The organism is Maribacter sp. 4G9 (assembly GCF_002742265.1).
Classification (GTDB): Bacteria; Bacteroidota; Bacteroidia; order Flavobacteriales; family Flavobacteriaceae; genus Maribacter.
On record NZ_MDGL01000006.1, the window covers coordinates 1 to 16,302 of the forward strand.

10 protein-coding genes and 1 pseudogene are annotated in these 16,302 nt (G+C 42.4%); 10 read left to right on the forward strand and 1 reads right to left on the reverse strand.

Translation table 11 applies throughout. From position 1 onward, the window contains the following. From BFP75_RS00375 to BFP75_RS00415, 10 genes and pseudogenes are all read left to right on the forward strand, one after another. Window positions 1–169 (forward strand): annotated as a pseudogene (locus BFP75_RS00375) (IS1595 family transposase); the annotation flags it as partial. A gap of 122 nt (window positions 170–291) precedes the next feature. Further along, the gene (locus BFP75_RS21625; RefSeq protein ID WP_165776510.1) at window positions 292–462 is read left to right on the forward strand and encodes a hypothetical protein; all 171 of its coding nucleotides are present in this window, start codon (window positions 292–294) and stop codon (window positions 460–462) included. A 114-nt stretch (window positions 463–576) separates the two neighbouring features. Further along, window positions 577–4,269 (forward strand): phosphoribosylformylglycinamidine synthase, encoded by a 3,693-nt coding sequence (gene purL, locus BFP75_RS00380; RefSeq protein ID WP_099542552.1) that lies wholly within the window; start codon window positions 577–579, stop codon window positions 4,267–4,269. Between the two features lie 150 nt (window positions 4,270–4,419). Then, window positions 4,420–6,189 carry an AMP-dependent synthetase/ligase gene (locus tag BFP75_RS00385; RefSeq protein WP_099542554.1) on the forward strand — a complete coding sequence of 590 codons (1,770 nt, stop codon included), beginning with the start codon at window positions 4,420–4,422 and terminating at the stop codon, window positions 6,187–6,189. A 388-nt stretch (window positions 6,190–6,577) separates the two neighbouring features. Next, on the forward strand, window positions 6,578–7,030 hold the full coding sequence (locus BFP75_RS00390) for a MarR family winged helix-turn-helix transcriptional regulator (protein ID WP_099542557.1): 453 nt from the start codon (window positions 6,578–6,580) through the stop codon (window positions 7,028–7,030). Window positions 7,031–7,046: 16 nt separating this feature from the next. Next, on the forward strand, window positions 7,047–9,452 hold the full coding sequence (locus tag BFP75_RS00395) for a 3-hydroxyacyl-CoA dehydrogenase/enoyl-CoA hydratase family protein (protein WP_099542559.1): 2,406 nt from the start codon (window positions 7,047–7,049) through the stop codon (window positions 9,450–9,452). A gap of 2 nt (window positions 9,453–9,454) precedes the next feature. Further along, window positions 9,455–10,645 carry an acetyl-CoA C-acyltransferase gene (locus BFP75_RS00400; protein WP_099542561.1) on the forward strand — a complete coding sequence of 397 codons (1,191 nt, stop codon included), beginning with the start codon at window positions 9,455–9,457 and terminating at the stop codon, window positions 10,643–10,645. A gap of 34 nt (window positions 10,646–10,679) precedes the next feature. Next, complete coding sequence (locus BFP75_RS00405) at window positions 10,680–11,030, forward strand: four helix bundle protein (RefSeq protein ID WP_099542564.1); 351 nt, start codon at window positions 10,680–10,682, stop codon at window positions 11,028–11,030. A 36-nt stretch (window positions 11,031–11,066) separates the two neighbouring features. Then, on the forward strand, window positions 11,067–12,872 hold the full coding sequence (locus BFP75_RS00410) for an acyl-CoA dehydrogenase family protein (protein WP_099542566.1): 1,806 nt from the start codon (window positions 11,067–11,069) through the stop codon (window positions 12,870–12,872). A 102-nt stretch (window positions 12,873–12,974) separates the two neighbouring features. Then, window positions 12,975–14,426 (forward strand): pyridoxal phosphate-dependent decarboxylase family protein, encoded by a 1,452-nt coding sequence (locus tag BFP75_RS00415; protein WP_099542568.1) that lies wholly within the window; start codon window positions 12,975–12,977, stop codon window positions 14,424–14,426. Here BFP75_RS00415 and BFP75_RS00420 read toward each other — a convergent pair. Next, window positions 14,413–16,218: a glycoside hydrolase family 15 protein gene (locus BFP75_RS00420; RefSeq protein ID WP_099542570.1), complete on the reverse strand. Its 1,806-nt coding sequence runs from the start codon at window positions 16,216–16,218 to the stop codon at window positions 14,413–14,415. The two genes, BFP75_RS00415 and BFP75_RS00420, sit on opposite strands and share 14 nt — an antisense overlap. Between the last annotated feature and the right edge of the window lie 84 nt (window positions 16,219–16,302).

Genomic DNA, 16,302 nt, shown 5'->3' on the forward strand with positions numbered 1-16,302 from the left:
CAAGGCATGGCTTAGGGGGATGCACCACCACGTGGGGGACCTACAGGACTATCTCGACGAATATTGCTACAGGTTCAACCGCAGCTTCATGAAGGAGGGCATATTCGACAACCTGATGCTCAGGATGGTAAATACCCCGCCATGCTATATCAAAAATATTAGTGGTTAAATGCCTAAGTCAATAATTCTAATTACAATATTTCCAATATTGTATTAAAAACTTCCGAAAATACGGATAGTCTGGTTATCGAACTTTTAAAACCGGAAGAATCCAAATCGGGATTTCTAAAAATGGGGTACGCCAAAAAGGATGGGAGTTATGTATTGGAATATACCAAAGGAGGCGTTGAAAAATTTGAAACCGTTGGAGGATATTACAGTAACGGGATTTCCCTGTTGGATTTTATGCGTATTAAAATACAAAAGGATACGGCCTTGATTGATTTTGGTACATATCCTTAGGGATAGAATTTTATATCAACAATTTTGGTTGAAAACTGTGCTTTGTACAGGAGGGAAAATAAGGGTTAATATCGTAATTTTGCCTTTTCCTTTTTGCATAAGAAACGTACTGATATGATTCACTTTTTTGGAAACCCGGCAACTAAGATTTTTGCCGTCCAAACCACCCAGGAAATTACGCTGGAAAACGAACAAAAATTAAGTTGGTTATTTGGAAACCAACCTAAACTCAATGTGGCGTCGTTGGACGCCTTTTTTGTTGGCCCTCGCGCCGCTATGATTACCCCTTGGAGTACAAATGCCGTGGAAATTACCCAAAACATGGGCATTCCGGATATACTTAGAATTGAGGAGTTCCATGCTGTTTCCGGGAACTTTGCCAATTTTGACCCGATGCTTTCCCAAAAATATGAGGGTATTGGTCAGTCCATCTATGATATCAACATACAGCCCGAACCTATTTTGGAAATCGAGGACATTGCAGCCTACAATCAAAAGGAAGGCTTGGCCCTAAGTGATGAGGAAGTAACTTATTTGGAGGGACTTTCCGAGCGAATGGGAAGAAAGTTGACTGATTCCGAAGTATTTGGTTTCAGCCAGGTAAACTCGGAACATTGTAGGCATAAAATTTTCAACGGCACCTTCATCATCGACGGAAAGGAAATGCCAACGAGCTTATTCAAACTCATTAAAAAAACGTCCCAAGAGCATCCCAACGATATTGTATCGGCCTATAAGGATAATGTGGCCTTCCTAAAAGGGCCCAAAGCGATACAGTTTGCACCAAAAACAGCCGATAAGCCCGACTTTTATGAAGAAAAGGAATTTGATTCGGTTATTTCCCTAAAAGCGGAGACCCATAATTTTCCCACCACCGTTGAACCCTTTAACGGGGCGGCAACAGGTTCAGGAGGGGAGATCAGGGACCGTCTTGCAGGTGGAAAAGGGTCACTCCCTTTAGCGGGCACGGCGGTGTATATGACAGCCTTCTCAAGATTGGAAAAAGACAGGCCCTGGGAAAAGGCTATGCCAGAGCGGGAATGGTTGTACCAAACTCCCATGGACATTTTGATCAAAGCTTCCAACGGAGCATCTGATTTTGGGAATAAGTTTGGTCAGCCTTTAATCGCTGGATCTGTACTTACTTTTGAGCATGACGAAAAATATTCCCTCAACGGCTCTGAAGCCCGAAGATTGGGTTATGATAAAGTTATTATGCAGGCCGGGGGAATCGGTTATGGGAAGGCCCAACAGGCTTTGAAGGATACACCGGAAAAAGGCGATAAAATAGTTATGCTTGGAGGTGACAACTATAGAATTGGAATGGGTGGGGCAGCCGTATCCAGTGCGGATACAGGGGAATTCAGTTCTGCTATAGAATTGAACGCCGTACAACGTTCCAATCCAGAAATGCAGAAGAGAGCCGCCAACGCGATACGGGGCATGGTGGAAAGTGATAACAACAGTATCGTTTCCATTCACGACCATGGTGCCGGGGGACATCTTAACTGCCTTTCCGAACTGGTGGAGGAAACCGGGGGAAAAATCGATCTGGATAAATTACCCGTGGGCGACCCTACCCTATCGGCAAAGGAACTCATCGGCAACGAATCCCAGGAACGTATGGGATTGGTAATTGGAAAGGACAATGCGGCTCTTTTGAAACGAATAGCCGATCGCGAGCGATCACCCATGTACGAAGTGGGGGATGTTACCGATGATGACCGTTTTACCTTTGAGTCGGCCACAACAGGGGCCAAGCCTATGGATGTTAAGCTCAGTGATATTTTTGGGAGTTCCCCAAAAACCTATATGAAAGATGTCACCGTAAGAAGGTCTTATAAAAATCCTGAGTATTCATTGGAACATTTCCATGAGTATCTAGATCAAATTTTACAGCTGGAGGCCGTGGGATGTAAAGACTGGTTGACCAATAAAGTAGACCGTTGTGTGGGCGGGCGCGTGGCCAAACAGCAATGTGCGGGACCTTTACAATTGCCATTGAACAACGTGGGTGTTATGGCCTTGGATTTCAAAGGAAAGGAAGGTATAGCTACCAGTATAGGCCACTCCCCTATTTCAGGATTGATTGATCCTTCTGCGGGGAGCAAGAATAGTATTGCGGAAGCACTGACAAATATTATCTGGGCACCGTTGAAAGATGGTTTAAAATCGGTTTCCCTTTCGGCCAACTGGATGTGGCCCTGCAAAAACGAAGGTGAGGATGCCAGACTATACGAGGCCGTACAGGCAGTTTCCGACTTTTCAATCGCCTTGGGCATCAACGTACCTACCGGAAAGGATTCCCTTTCCATGAAACAAAAATATACCGATGGCGACGTCATTGCGCCTGGTACCGTAGTTATTTCCGCTGCGGCCAATTGCAACGATATTACCAAAGTAGTGGAACCCGTGTTTCAGAAAAACGGAGGTTCCATATACTATATCAACCTGTCCAGGGATGCTTATAAATTAGGAGGCTCATCCTTTTCACAAGTTCGCAATGCAATTGGTTCCGAAGCACCCACCATTAAAAACGATGAATATTTTAAATCGGTTTTTGACTTGATTCAAACCTTGATTCAAAACGAACAAATCCTTGCGGGACACGACGTTGCATCGGGAGGTTTAATCACTACATTGTTGGAAATGTGTTTTGCCGATACCGATCTGGGTGCCCAACTGGACCTTTCCGATTTGGGGGAAGCAGATACCATAAAACTGCTGTTTTCCGAAAATGCGGGAATTGTATTCCAGCTTCGGGATAATTTGGTGGAAAAATTATTGGTCGATGCCGATATCGATGTCAAGAAAATAGGAAACGTAACCGATACGCAGGAACTGACCCTGAAGAATGGCGGTATGGAAATGGGATTGAACATTGCATCACTGCGCAATACATGGTTCAGGACTTCCTATCTCTTGGATACTAAACAAACTTCGAACGGACTTGCCAAGGACCGCTACGATAATTACAAGGTGCAACCCTTAAAATATACATTTCCGAATTCAGAAAACATAAAACTCCCTAGTCGATCATTAAGAGAAGGGCAGGCAAGACCTAAGGCTGCCATCCTTAGGGAAAAAGGTAGCAATTCTGAAAGGGAAATGGCCAATGCCATGTATTTGGCAGGATTTGATGTAAAAGATGTTCATATGACGGATTTGATAACTGGCAGGGAAACCTTGGAGGATATTCAGTTTTTAGGCGCCGTTGGTGGCTTTTCAAATTCGGATGTATTGGGAAGTGCCAAAGGATGGGCCGGAGCTATCAAATACAATAAAAAGGCCAACAAGGTGATAAAAGACTTTTTTGCAAGACCAGATACCTTATCCGTTGGAATCTGTAACGGTTGCCAGTTGTTTATGGAATTGGATTTGATTAATCCGGAACACGATACACACGGAAAGATGACCTACAACGATTCCCACAAACATGAAAGTAACTTTACTTCGGTTAAAATAGAGGAAAACAACTCGGTCATGCTTTCTACCTTGGCCGGTGCAACCCTAGGGGTTTGGATTTCCCATGGCGAAGGGAAGTTTAAACTTCCCTTATCCGAAGAAAATTATCATATCGTTGCCAAGTACGGTTATGAAGGCTATCCCGCAAATCCTAACGGTAGTGACTACAATACGGCCATGCTTTGCGATAAAACGGGAAGACATTTGGTAACCATGCCACATATTGAGCGTTCTACGTTCCCGTGGAACTGGGCTTTCTATCCTTCGGATAGAAAAGATGAAGTTTCTCCGTGGCTGGAAGCTTTTGTGAATGCAAGGAAGTGGATAGCTAGTAATAATTAAGGGCAAATACTAATAAATACTTGAAGGGGCTTTTAAAAAAAGCCCCTTTTGTTTTACCATATTCACATTTATTAACAAGTATTTTTAAGATAGCCTATTTAGAATACCGAGTTCTTTCACTATTTTGCAAGAAAGATTTATAAAAAGACTATGCAAAAAGTTACCCGCCTATTCGATTTTCCATATTATCAATTGGAAAACTATCCTTTGGAAAAATCACTCGTTACCAAATACGATGGAAAATGGATGACTACCTCCACGAAGGAATACATTGAAAAAGCAAATACCATAAGCCGTGGATTATTGAGACTTGGGGTACGACCAAATGATAAAATTGCGATTATCTCCATGACCAATCGCACGGAGTGGAACATTATGGATATAGGGGTATTACAGTTAGGAGCACAAACTGTACCCATTTATCCCACTATATCCGAAGAAGATTACGAATATGTTTTGAACCATTCCGAGGCAACCTATTGTTTTGTTTCCTGTGCGGAAGTGTTGGCCAAGGTAAATACGATAAAACCGGAATTAAAACACTTGAAAGGTGTCTATAGTTTCGATACCCTAAAAGATTGTGACAATTGGCAGGCGGTTTTGGACTTGGGAAAAGACGACACCAACCAACCAGAAGTGGACAAACGCAAGGAACAGGTCAATGCCAATGACTTGGCCACCTTAATATATACCTCTGGAACCACTGGGAGACCCAAGGGTGTCATGCTGTCCCATGACAATATTGTTTCCAATGTGATAGCTAGTGAAAAAAGGGTACCCTTCAAGGCAGGGGCCAGCGCCCTGAGCTTTCTGCCGGTCTGCCACATTTTTGAACGGATGATTTTATACCTATACCAATATTGTAGTATAGAAATTCACTTTGCCGAAGGCTTGGATAAAATAAGTGATAATATTAAGGAGGTAAGACCAAACGTAATGACGGTCGTGCCAAGATTATTGGAAAAAGTCTATGACGCCATTATCGCAAAGGGAAGCGCCTTAACAGGTATAAAGAAAAAGCTCTTCTTTTGGGCGGTATCGATAGGACTTAAGTTTGAACCCTATGGTGCCAATGGGTGGTGGTACGAACAACAGCTAAAATTGGCCCGAAAATTAATTTTCAGCAAATGGCAAGAAGGACTCGGTGGTAATCTGACCACAATGGTCTCGGGCAGTGCGGCCCTTCAACCGCGCTTAAGCAGGGTTTTTGGTGCGGCAGGCATCCCTGTAATGGAAGGATACGGACTTACGGAAACGTCCCCGGTTATCTCGGTAAACCAAGAAAAAGGGGGTGAATGGAGAATCGGTACCGTTGGCAAGGTCATTGAGAAGGTAGAGGTCAAGATTGCCGATGATGGCGAAATCCTGTGCAAAGGCCCCAATGTGATGTTGGGCTATTACAAGGATACCGAAAAATCAGATGAAGTATTGAAAAATGGATATTTCCATACGGGCGATATCGGTGAAATTGATTCCGATGGATTTCTGAGAATAACCGACCGTAAAAAGGAAATGTTCAAAACGTCCGGAGGTAAATATGTAGCCCCGCAGCTATTGGAAAACAGATTCAAACAATCCCGATTCATAGAACAGATTATGGTGGTGGGAGAAGGGGAAAGAATGCCTGCGGCACTGATCCAACCAGATTTTGCCTACCTGCACCAATGGGCTACCAAGAAAGGCCTCACGATACCAGAAAATTCAGATATCATCTTAAACCCCGTGGTACTGGAACAGTTTCAAACCGAAGTGGATCTGGCCAATGAGCAATTTGCCAAATGGGAAAAAGTAAAGCAATTTAGGCTTACCCCAGAAGTTTGGAGCATAGAGGGCGGTCACCTCACCCCTACTATGAAACTTAGAAGGAAAATAGTAAAGGAGAAATACATCGACCTGTACAATGACATTTACGGGCATTGAATATCAATATTAATTTCGGTTGAAAATGGCATTTGAAAAATACAGTACCGAATAATTAAAAAAACGCAACAAAATTATTCTTGGGATAATGGTTTTTGGAGTCTTTTTAATGGCCCTAATAATTGGATATGAATTGGTCCGATTCTCTAGGGGTGAGGACATGAAGCTGATTTATTTTGTCCCAACGGTGCTTTGTCCGCTATTTGTGGTTATTCCAATGCTCTTAAGTGCATTTGTCAGTAAAGAGATAAAAAAGCGAGAAAAAGAAAAGGCCTAATCCCATCCTTTTACGAAACAAGAATACACCCCACAACACAGAAACATTTTCAATGATTTATTATGCATGCATAATAAATTTTTATATATTTGGTAACCAACTAAAAATTTTATGAAGGAGGTTACCATTGATTATGCGCTTAGGGCTACATGGCAGGCGGTGGCAAGGATGTACAATGAGGAGGCTAAAAATTTTGAGACCACTATGGCCGTTGGCTTTACCTTATTGAGTATCGATCCAAAAACAGGTACCCCTTCAACTTCTTTGGGGCCCAAAATGGGCATGGAGGCAACAAGTTTATCCAGAATACTTAAAAGTATGGAAGAAAAAGGCTTGATCCAGAGAAAACCGAATCCGGCAGACGGACGCGGGGTACTGATACATTTAACGGATTTTGGACTGGAAAAACGAAAGGATTCCAAGGATGTCGTACTACGATTCAATGAAGTTGTTAAAAATCAAGTATCCGAGGAAAAGTTAAAACACTTTTTTGAAGTGACCGATACCATTAACAAACTTATCATGGACAAGAAAATTTATACTAAAGACACAACAAAAAACTAAATACAGCATAAAACAGATGAACAAGCATATTAAAAAAGTTGCAGTAATTGGTTCGGGCATTATGGGAAGCGGAATTGCATGCCATTTTGCCAACATTGGAGTGGAAGTCCTGCTCTTGGATATCGTACCCAGGGAATTGACGGATAAAGAAAAGGCACAAGGCCTTACTTTACAGGATAAAGCGGTACGAAACAGGCTGGTCAACGATTCATTGGCATCGACCTTAAAATCAAAGCCCTCCCCTATCTATCATCAAAATTTTGCCAATAGAATCACCACGGGCAACCTTGAGGATGATATTTCAAAGGTAGCGAAGGTTGATTGGATCATAGAGGTGGTTGTAGAGCGATTGGATATTAAAAAGCAGGTTTTTGAAAACCTTGAAAAACATAGAACACCGGGTACGCTAATTACCTCAAATACAAGCGGCATACCTATAAAGTTCATGAGTGAGGGAAGAAGCGATGATTTTCAAAAACATTTTTGCGGAACCCACTTTTTTAATCCTGCTAGGTATTTAAAACTTTTTGAGATTATTCCAGGTCCAAAGACACTTCCAGAAGTGCTGGATTTTCTAAATGGATACGGAGAAAAATTCTTGGGAAAAACCTCCGTAGTCGCAAAGGATACACCCGCATTTATTGGGAACAGGGTGGGTATTTTCAGTATCCAAAGTCTTTTCCATACGGTCAAGGAATTGGACATGACAGTGGAAGATGTGGATAAATTGACGGGGCCGGTAATTGGCCGACCAAAATCCGCCACTTTTAGGACCGTAGATGTCGTTGGTCTAGACACCTTGGTGCATGTAGCAAATGGAATTTCAGAAAATTGCAAGGATGACGAGCGGCATGAACTTTTTGCCTTGCCAGATTTCATCAAAACCATGATGGATAATAAATGGTTGGGCAGTAAATCCGGTCAAGGGTTTTATAAAAAAGTACAGGACGATAAAGGCAAAAGTGAGATTTTGACCTTGGATTTGGATACGATGGAGTATCGATCTAAGAAAAGTGCCAAGTTTGCTACCTTGGAATTGACGAAGACCATTGACAAAGTATTGGATAGGTTTGCCGTTTTGGTGGACGGAAAAGATAAGGCCGGTGAATTCTATAGAAAAAGCTTTGGTCAGTTATTCGCCTACGTTTCAAACAGAATCCCAGAAATTTCAGATGAATTATATAAGATAGACGATGCCATGAAAGCCGGTTTTGGATGGGAACACGGGCCCTTCCAGATTTGGGACGCCGTTGGCTTGGACAAAGGTCTTGGGTTTATTACTGCCGAAAACCAAACGGCCGCTTCCTGGGTACATGAAATGAAGGAATCGGGAATTGATTCCTTTTATAGTGTAAAGGATGGCAATACCTATTATTATGATATTCCCAAAAAAGAAATGGTCAAGGTTCCCGGTCAGGATGCCTTTATCATTTTGGATAATATCAGAAAAAGTAAAGAAGTTTTCAAAAATAGTGGCGTAGTAATCGAAGATTTGGGTGATGGCATTCTAAACTGCGAATTCCAATCCAAAATGAACACCATTGGAGGCGATGTTTTGGCAGGACTGAACAAGGCAATCGACTTGGCCGAAAAGGATTTTCAGGGATTGGTCGTAGGAAATCAGGCCGCCAATTTCTCTGTGGGAGCCAACATTGGAATGATTTTCATGATGGCCGTTGAACAGGAATATGATGAACTGAACATGGCCATTAAAATGTTCCAGGACACCATGATGCGCATGCGCTATTCTGCCATACCCACGGTCTCAGCACCACATGGTATGACCTTGGGCGGTGGTTGTGAGTTGTCCCTACATGCCGATAAGGTTGTGGCGGCTGCCGAGACATACATTGGCCTTGTGGAATTTGGCGTAGGTGTCATTCCTGGAGGTGGCGGTTCCAAGGAATTTGCCATGAGGGCATCGGATTCATTTAGAAAGGGTGATGTGGAATTGAACGTCTTACAGGAATACTTTCTGACCATCGGTATGGCCAAGGTTTCCACTTCGGCATATGAAGCGTATGACCTAGGAATATTGCAACATGGAAAGGATATTGTTGTCGTCAATAAAGACCGACAAATAGCGACCGCTAAAGCGTATGCCAAACTTATGGCCGAATCGGGATACACCCAACCACCTAAACGCAAGGATGTGAAGGTATTGGGTAAACAAGCCTTGGGTATGTTCTTGGTAGGAACGGACTCCATGGAAGCGAGCCATTATATTAGTGAACACGATAAAAAAATTGCCAACAAACTGGCCTATGTCATGGCCGGTGGGGATTTATCTGAACCAACTATGGTGACGGAACAATACTTGTTGGATTTGGAGCGGGAAGCCTTTCTTTCGCTTTGTACCGAAAGGAAGACCTTGGAACGTATTCAACACATGTTAAAAACGGGTAAACCACTAAGAAATTAATAATGAGAACAGCATATATAGTAAAAGGTTATAGAACAGCGGTCGGAAAAGCGCCTAAGGGAGTCTTTCGATTCAAGAGAACGGATGAACTGGCAGCGGAGACCATCGCATTCATGATGAAGGAATTGCCCGGACTGGACAAAAAGAGAATCGATGATGTCATTGTAGGCAATGCTATGCCGGAAGGTTCGCAGGGGTTGAACATGGCTAGGCTTATTTCCCTAATGGGCTTGGATATCGTAGATGTCCCCGGGGTAACCGTAAATCGGTTTTGTTCATCGGGGATTGAAACCATAGGGATTGCCACGGCTAAAATTCAGTCAGGAATGGCAGATTGCATTATTGCGGGAGGTGCGGAAAGTATGAGTGCCGTACCCATGACGGGTTATAAGACAGAACTCAATTATGATTTGGTCAAATCCGGCCATGAGGATTATTACTGGGGTATGGGAAATACCGCTGAAGCCGTTGCCAGGGAATTTAATGTATCGCGTGAAGACCAGGATGAGTTTGCCTATAATTCGCATATGAAAGCCTTAAAGGCACAGGCGGAGGACCGATTCCAAGACCAAATTGTTCCAATTGAAGTGGAGCAAACCTATGTGGATGAAAATGGAAAAAAAGCCACTAAAAAATATACGGTAACCAAGGATGAAGGGCCCAGAAAGGGAACTTCCGTGGAAGTTTTGGCCAAATTAAGGCCCGTCTTTGCTGCCGATGGAAGTGTTACTGCCGGAAACTCCTCACAGATGAGCGACGGAGCCGCCTTCGTCATGGTCATGAGCGAGGAAATGGTAAAAGAACTGAACTTGGAACCTATCGCAAGGTTGGTGAACTATGCGGCAGCCGGTGTACCTCCAAGAATTATGGGTATTGGTCCGGTAGCTGCGGTACCCAAAGCTTTGAAGCAGGCAGGTCTTAAACAGGAAGATGTAGAATTGATTGAATTGAACGAGGCCTTTGCATCGCAATCCCTTGCCGTGATTCGAGAATTGAAGTTGAATCCGGAAATCGTAAATGTCAACGGTGGAGCCATTGCTTTAGGCCACCCGTTAGGCTGTACCGGGGCCAAGTTATCAGTTCAGCTTTTTGATGAAATGCGTAAAAGAAACATGCAGGGAAAATACGGTATGGTAACCATGTGTGTGGGTACAGGACAAGGTGCAGCAGGAATCTATGAATTTCTCAACTAGTTAGATTTTAGATTTGAGATATTAGTCATTAGAAATGCACAACCTAAGAGAGTTAAAAATCTGGTTAAAGGCGATGGAACTTACCAAACTTGTTTATCAGGTTGTTTCAGAATTTCCTAATGAAGAAAAATTTGGTTTAACATCTCAAATAAAAAGAAGTTGCATTTCAATTCCTTCAAACATAGCAGAAGGTGCTGGTAGAAATTCTAACAAAGAATTCATTTACTTCCTAAGTATTGCAAACGGTTCTTTATATGAGCTACAGACGCAACTTCAATTGGCGATAGATTTAAAGTTGTCTAAAGAAAATAAAGTCAATCCTTTGATTGAAATGATCATAGAAATTCAAAAAATGAACTATTCCTTCCAAAGGAAAATCAAGTAATCTCAATACTTACATCTAATTTCTAAAATCCAAAAAATGAATGTAGAGAATAAAAAAATATTAAGGGGAGGTCAATTTCTAGTAAAAGAAACCAACTGTGAAGACATTTTCACACTAGAGGACCTCAATGAAGAACAAAAAATGATGCGTGAGAGCACCAAAGAGTTTGTTGATCGCAAGCTTTGGGCCCATTGGGAGCGTTTTGAAAAGAAGGACTACGCCTATACGGAAGAGTGTATGCGCGAAGCAGGTGAACTGGGACTTTTGAGTATTGCCGTTCCTGAAAAATATGAAGGAATGGGGATGGGCTTCGTCTCTACCATGTTAGTATGTGATTATATATCGGGGGCTACGGGTTCCTTCAGTACCGCCTTTGGGGCACATACAGGTATTGGTACTATGCCAATAACCCTATATGGTACAGAAGAACAAAAACAGAAGTACGTACCAAAATTGGCTACCGGAGAGTGGTTTGGGGCTTACTGTCTAACAGAGCCAGGTGCAGGATCGGATGCCAATTCGGGAAAAACAAAAGCAGTACTCTCCGATGATGGGAAATATTACAGTATAACCGGACAAAAAATGTGGATTTCCAACGCCGGATTCTGCAATCTTTTCATCGTTTTTGCCAGAATAGGGGATGATAAAAATATTACCGGGTTTATTGTTGAAAATGATCCGAAAAATGGGATTACCCTGGGGGACGAAGAAAAGAAATTAGGTATTCACTCCTCCTCTACCCGTCAGGTATTTTTCAATGAAACCAAGGTTCCCGTTGAAAATATGCTATCCACACAAGGCAATGGTTTTAAAATAGCCATGAATGCATTGAATGTTGGTCGGATTAAACTGGCCGCGGCTTGTTTGGAAGCGCAAAGAAGGGTAATCAACGAGGCCACCAAATACGCAAATGAACGAATCCAATTCAAGGTGCCGATTATTAGCTTTGGTGCCATTAAGGCAAAGATTGCTGACATGGCCACCAATGCCTATGTGGATGAATCCGCTTGTTATCGGGCAGCTAAAAATATTGAAGATAGAATCGCTATCCGGGAAGCCGAAGGAAATTCACACCAGGAAGCAGAACTAAAGGGCGTAGAGGAATACGCCATTGAATGTTCCATCCTAAAAGTGGCCGTTTCGGAACATGTACAACACACCACGGATGAGGGTATCCAGATTTTTGGTGGTATGGGCTTTAGTGCCGATACCCCTATGGAATCTGCATGGCGCGATGCCCGAATAGCTAGGATTTATGAGGGAACCAATGAAATCAACCGAATGTTATCCGTTGGAATGTTGGTTAAAAAGGCCATGAAGGGGCATGTAGATTTATTGGGTCCGGCGACCGCAGTGGGTGAGGAATTGATGGGTATCCCTTCTTTTGAAACCCCGGATTTCTCCGAATTGTTCGCCGAGGAAAAAGATCTTTTAAAACGATTGAAAAAAGTCTTTTTAATGGTAGCGGGCAGTGCCGTTCAGAAATTTGGCCCAGATTTGGAGGAACATCAGCAGTTGTTGATGGCCGCATCCGATATTTTGATACAGGTTTATCTTGCCGAATCGGCTATATTAAGAACAGAAAAGAATGCAAAACGTTTTGGCGAGGAGGCACAAGCTACCCAAATTGCCATGTCCAAACTCTATTTGTATAGGGCTACGGAGATTGTCATCCAAAAAGGGAAGGAAGCCATTGTTTCCTTTGCCGAAGGCGACGAACAACGTATGATGCTCATGGGACTAAAACGTTTTACAAAATATACCAATAACCCCAATGTAGTGGCTTTACGCACCCAAATTGCGGATAAAGTTGCTGCAGATCAAGGTTACACCTTTGACTAATTCAGATTGCCCTTTTGTTTTTATGGACAGAAGCAAAAACCGCTCCCAATGGGGGCGGTTTTTTTATTTGTACAAATTGCGGGAAGCATCTAATTTTGAGGAATGCGGAACAATCTTTTACAAAAGGTCTATTCACCGAAGTTCTTTCAAGAAAAAGGACATCAGGTAATTGATGAGCTAACAGCCCATTTGGATGATAAACTAAATGAAAAGTCGGAAAAAGCCATTCAGTGGAACGATCCAGAAGAAGAACTGAAGTTCTGGAAGGATTTTTTGAAGAGTGGCGATGAAAACGACCTTTTTAAGACGATAACAGAACGTACAACCTATGTACACCATCCCCACTACATAGGACATCAGGTGAGTCCCGCTGCTCCCATAACAGCATTAACGGGTATGATCAGTTCCTTGTTGAATAATGGGATGGCCGTCTATGAAATGGGCATGTCACCAAGCGCCATTGAACGTGTGGTTACAGATGTTCTTTGTGAAAAAATAGGTTGGGATACCAACGCCAGAGGCTTTTTGACATCTGGAGGAACATTGGCCAATCTAACGGCGCTGTTAGCGGCACGGAAAGCCGTATTAAAACAAGATGTTTGGAATGAAGGGCTGAATGTGCCATTGGGTATCATGGTAAGCGAAGAGGCACACTACTGCGTGGATCGAGCGGCGAGAATAATGGGCTTGGGAGAAAAAGGCATCATCAAAATTCCATGTACGGAGTCCTTCCAAATGGATACTACGGTTTTGGAAGAAAAATACGGGGAAGCACTGCATAAAGGCATTGCCATCTTTGCGATAGTTGGCAGTGCACCTTCTACCGCAACGGGTATGTTCGACGATTTGGAAGCTATTGCGGGATTTGCAAAAAAACACGGCCTATGGTTTCATGTGGACGGTGCCCATGGGGGGGCTGGTATCTTTTCGGAAAAATATAGGCATACGCTCAAAGGAATTGAAAATGCCGATTCCGTAGTCATCGACGGACACAAAATGATGATGTTGCCAACGATAACCACCGCCCTACTCCTAAAAAATGGATTGTACGCCAATGCCACCTTTAGGCAAAAGGCCGACTATTTGCTAACAGATTCTGACCATGAAGATTGGTACAATTCGGGGAAGAGAACCTTTGAATGTACAAAGACCATGATGAGCATACATTGGTATACCATGCTCAAATACTATGGCGAAGTGGTTTTTGACGCCTACATAACCCAATTGTATGATATGGGTGCATCCTTTGGTGAAATGATCGAACATCACGCTTCATTTCAATTGGCCGTAACGCCTATGGCCAATATTGTATGTTTTAGATATGTCGATTCAAATTTTTCACAATTACAATTGAACGAATTAAATGCCAAAATAAGGCACCAACTATTGGAAGACGGGGAGTTCTATATAGTACAGACTAAATTACGCGGTTGGCACTATTTAAGGGTCACCGTAATGAATCCCTTTACCACAACGGAGCATTTCCAGAAGCTGTTGGATAAAATTTTATTAATGGCCCAAAAATCGGTTACTCCGGTAACTACAATTTGTTGATCGAAGCCAATACTTGCTCCTCACTTTCTTGTCTGGAAAAGTTAATGGCACATTCTATTAACGCTAGATGCGAATAGGCTTGGGGAAAATTACCAAGCAATCTTTTGGTCTTAAAATCAATGTCTTCACTAAAAAGACCTAAATGATTACTATAGGACAAGAGCGTGTCAAAATGCTTCATGGCCTTTTCCTTTTCCCCAATCTTATATAGACTATTGATAAACCAAAAAGTACAAATGGTAAAGGAAGAAGAGGGTAAACCAAAATCATCTTCGTTTTTGTAACGGTACAACAAACCGTCGTTACTCAATTCTTTTTCTATGGCATGTACGGTACTCACAAACTTGGGGTCTTTGGCATGGATAAATCCGTAGGATTCCATCAACAGTACCGATGCATCCATATCTGGCGAACCGTAGGATTGGGTGAAGGCGTTGACTTCCGGGTTCCAAGCATTGGCATGAATATCGTTTTTGATTTCCTGTTCCAGTTGCGTCCACTTTTCAAGCTTATGATTTTTTCGGAACAATCTGGCTACTTTTATCGCCCTATCAATGGCGACCCAACACAATACTTTAGAAAAAGTAAAGTGTCTATCCTCGGTCCTAAATTCCCAAATACCCTTATCCGCCTCCTTCCAGTGATGGGAAACGATCCATACGATTCCTTTGGTAATGCCCCATAAATCCTCACCGTTTTCGGTATCGTTACTATACTTTGAAAGTTGCTCATAAATAACATCCATCAAAATGCCATAGATATCATTTTGCCGTTGTTTGTAGGCCGCATTCCCAATTCGTACCGGTTTGGAACCTTTATAGCCCGCCAAATGGTCCAAGGTGCGTTCCGTCAGCTTTTTCTCCTTATTGATGCCATACATAATCTGAAGTTTCTCGTCCTTATCGGGAATGAGATCTACGATAAATTGCAGATATCTTTTAGCTACGTTCCTATGCCCCAGTTCACCAATTACCTTAATGGCCATGGAAGCATCCCGTATCCAGCAAAAACGGTAATCCCAGTTGCGGACTTCCCCTATCGTTTCCGGTAACGAGGTCGTGGCTGCAGCCAAAACCGCTCCGGATTTATCATAGGTCAAGAGTTTTAGAGTAATGGCACTTCTACTGATCTGGGAATTATACTTTCTATAGTTTGGGGTTTTACTGCTCCAATTTAACCAGTATACCTTGGTTCGCTCCAATTCGGTATACATCTTTCGAACCGTAGGTTGGAACAATTTTTCGTTATATCCCAATAGAAAATAGCCGTCCTCCGTTATCTCCAATTCCCTTCCATCAACTACGGCATTTTTATTAAATGAAGTGTATAGAAAGCACGTATCGAACTTTTCTCCATGGGTAAGACTTACGACAAAGTTCTTTTTGACATAGGTTTCCGTTTTTCCAAAGGCGTATTCCAATTTGGGATTATAGCATACCTTAAATCTGGGTTTGCCGCTCAAATGTTTAATATATCTGATCAGCTCAGGAGGTGAATTATAGCCACCGTCCGCCTTGCGATACCGAGGCATAAAATCGCGAATTTCAAAAACATCGCCCCCTGAAGAGAATTTGGTAATCAATACGGCGGTATGCTTTTTATAGCGCTGTTTTATGGTATAGGAATCATCGACCAATATCTCGAAACTGCCCCCTATTTCCTCATCCAAAAGTTTTGCAAACACAGAGGAAGAATCAAATTCCGGTAAACAGCACCAATCTATGGAACCTTTTTTTGATACTAATGCCGCACTTCTACAATTCCCTATTATTCCGTAATCTAAATTATTCATTCAATAAAAATCTTGATTCATTTGGGTAATCAATTGCTATTGCCCTAGTTTTTACCGAAATTGAGGGAAATTAAATTCATTTCA